The 3,383-nt window shown below is 42.6% G+C and carries 3 protein-coding genes; all 3 read right to left on the bottom strand.

All coding sequences use genetic code 11. The features are described 5' to 3' along the window. A partial coding sequence (locus LNTAR_RS24500) for a DUF6259 domain-containing protein (protein ID WP_007281471.1) occupies positions 1 to 1,055 on the bottom strand: 1,055 nt, incomplete at its 3' end. A 157-nt stretch (positions 1,056 to 1,212) separates the two neighbouring features. After that, positions 1,213 to 2,763 (bottom strand): sulfatase, encoded by a 1,551-nt coding sequence (locus tag LNTAR_RS24495; protein ID WP_007281470.1) that lies wholly within the window; start codon positions 2,761 to 2,763, stop codon positions 1,213 to 1,215. Further along, on the bottom strand, positions 2,756 to 3,383 hold a 628-nt coding region (locus tag LNTAR_RS24490), incomplete at its 5' end, for a sulfatase family protein (RefSeq protein ID WP_007281469.1). The genes LNTAR_RS24495 and LNTAR_RS24490, both read right to left, overlap by 8 nt.

Here is a 3,383-nt window from a genome sequence, read left to right as displayed (position 1 = left end):
AAACGATTTCGGCAGTCGTAGTCACCATCACCCGTGGAAGAAAATTCTGTCCAAGAAGTTCCCGAGCAATAAAGTCCCGCAATATTACCCTGATCATGCAAGGCATCGACATAGTCTTTAAATAAGTCCTCTCCACCCATGGGAGGCCATACATAAGGCGGTGACCAAGGAGCTGTGCCTTCGTATTGCATAATGATATTGAGAATATTCGTCCCAAATTCTTTTTGGTAGTACGCCAAATAAGGCAAGACATTTTTATAGGGGTAGAGCTTATTGGGCTGACTTGGCCCTGCATGATGCCCCTCACCGCGAACTGCGTAAGTACAAACCACTGGCGATTCTTTAATCCAGTCGAGAACTTTCGGATTATCCTTGAGCTTAGGTATTTGGCACAACTTTGCGCAGGTCGCAAAATCACGATAAATCTCTGCGGCGGCGTACCAATCGCCATCGAAACCACCCAAGACCATGGCATAAGGCATCTTATAATTAGTTCTTGTGGCACTGGTAAAAACTTTATAAATGAGGCGAGTGCCCTCTTCAACTGTACAGAACTCGATTTCTTTAGGTCCATGTGACTCATCATGCGAGGCCAAATACAAGCCCCCCTTGGAGGACTGCACCGACATGTACTGCATCTGCAAAGGTCCAGGGTACAAACCATACCAGCCTCCAGAAGGGTACTCCACGGCTTTGTAGGGATGCTGACGAGCCCCGGGGTCATCAATCAAACAGCCCTCACTAAAGGGCCAGAATAATTCTAAGTCGCCTCCCTGAGCTTTAAAATCATTAACTAGAGTGACTTTGGGAAACTCAACAAACTCCAGTAATTCTAAGGCTGGCTGACTGTTAAAATCTACATCTATACGCCATTGAGTCAGGGGGCTGTTTTTTGAACACTCTATATATACCCTGGCAGATATCCCCCGCTCAAAAAAACGATCACTTGCAATGTTTTTATATTGTAGGGTAAAAAGTGTTTTATCTTCTTTATCACTTCGTTGACAAGTAAAAGATTCTGCTTGGCTTGAATCAAAGTATTGTGTAGCTCCCACGGCATTGCGAAACTGAGAGAGAACAGGGATTCATTTACATCCGGAACAATAAAATCTCGCCCACTTATAAAAGATAATAAATAGCCCTTTTGCCCATCTAGAGCAAAAGATAAGTGATCGTTTTCATAGGTGATTTTATTGCTATTCGCTTCCATTGTTAATGCCTTTTAGGAATGTAACCTGAATCGTATTTGGCATCGTAATCTGGATTATCAATGGGCTTCCAGGCTTGGGTTTGATCCAACCAAGCTAGTAGCTCTGTCTCCAACTCAAGAGCCTTTTCGGGCAAGTCGGAAACTAAATTTTTGGTCTCGCCCTGGTCATTATCTAGATCGTAGAGTTCAAGCGTGCGCTCCCCCTTCCTCTCAAAATAATAAATCAGTTTATATTTACCCTTCCTAATGGCACAAGCAGGACGATCTGCCCAAAGAATATCGGAATTGAGTGACCAGCTGTATTTTGGATTATGCCAAAAAAGACTCGTTCTTTGCAAAGCTTTGGATTGAGTGAGTAATGGAAAAAGGCTTTCACCTTCGACTTTTTGCTCCTCAGGAACAGCAACTCCAGTGAATTCACAAATCGTGGCATACAGATCATGAGTGATAATAGGAGTCTGTGAAATACTATTAGCCGGAATGACTCCAGGTAATTTAAAAATGTAGGGAACTCTCGTTCCTGCTTCATAGACACTGCCTTTCCAGCCTCTCAAAGGTTCAGCAAAAGTTAAACGAGTATTGCGTGGTAGAACTTGATTACCCGCACGTTGGTAAACTAAAGGACCATTATCCGAAGAAAAAATAAGCAGTGTATTCTTATCCAAACCAGATTTTTTAAGGTAGTCATTAATCAATCCAACGCTTTCATCCAAGTGCATGACCATGGCGGCATAAATCGAGTTCATCTTAGAATCTGGAGTTTGCTTATGATCAAATTTTTTGATATATTCCTCACGAGCACCGTGGGGTGAATGAACTTGATAATACGGTAGGTAAAGGAAAAAGGGCTTGTCCTTATTTTCTTCCATAAAATTTATCGCCTCGCGTGTTAAACGCTCAGTTAAATGCTCACCTTTTGGACCGTTTTTCAAACTATGAATCCTATAGGGAGAAAACCAGGAAGGTGGCCCATGGTAATCCCCTCCAGCAATATTGATATCATAACCATATTCTCTTGGATCTGCTTTAGGGTCTGAGTGACTGAGGCCCATGTGCCATTTCCCAATGCTGGCAGTTACATAATCAGCAGACTGCAAACAATCCGCAATAGTGACCTCTTGCGGATCGATTCCCGTATTGGTATAAGCTGGAAGTAAACGATGGCGAATATCCCGTTGCCCCACCTTGGTCTTAAGTTTATCACCACCCATTGGATAAGCCCCAGGAGTTTTGCCTTTTAGCCCCTTGGTGACGGGTACGTTAATCCCCATGGTCGCCGGGCTCTTGCCTGTATGAAAAGCGGCTCGCGTAGGAGAACACAAAGGGCCAGAGGCATAACCATTAGTAAAAACCATACCTTCACTTGCCAGCTTATCGAGATTGGGTGTTTCGACAAACTTATTGCCGTTAAACCCCACGTCCATCCAGCCGAGATCATCCGCAATCATAAAAATAACATTGAGTTTTTCGTGCTGAGCTTCTTTTGCGAAAAGCGCAAATGGAGCTATCAAAATTAGGAATAATACTGGCTTCATCATTTTCCTTTTACTCATATTTATGCCTATACTTACCTGTCTTGGCTACTTTTTTAGGAAGAGTGGCCTTCCAGGCTAGTAGTCGCTGTTTAAGTTTTTTGGCTATTTCAGGGTTTTGTGCAGATAAATTTTCATCTTCAGCCGGATCATTTAAAATATCGTAGAGTTCCTCACCTACAATTTTGCGCTTATTATCTAAAACCAAGTAGTACTTCCACTTACCTTTACGCATGCCCAAGCCTGGATTATTTTGCCAAAAGAGTGGTTTTTCACGTTTATAATTGTCACCAAGCCACACCTTGGAAACATCTTCACCATCAATATTTTCGGGCATTTTTTCAATTCCAGCTAATCGGCAAACTGAAGGTAACCAATCCAAACCGCTAATGACATTTTCTTGATCAATATAATTGGCTTTCACCTTACCTGGCCAACGAATGATAAAAGGGATTCTCACACCACCATCGTAACATGTTCCTTTGTTACCTTTGAAAGGACCCGTGTCGCCCAGCATATTCTTTTCAACAATTTTGCGTTTTTTAATTTCACCATCTCTACTTTTACGAATTATATTACGCGATTTTGGTCCAGTAGCATCCATGCCAATTCCATTGGGTCTCTGAGGTCCCTGATCACTG

Origin of the sequence: Lentisphaera araneosa HTCC2155 (assembly GCF_000170755.1) — a bacterium.
Classification (GTDB): domain Bacteria; phylum Verrucomicrobiota; class Lentisphaeria; order Lentisphaerales; family Lentisphaeraceae; genus Lentisphaera; species Lentisphaera araneosa.
This window is presented reverse-complemented; position numbering and strand designations above follow the sequence as displayed.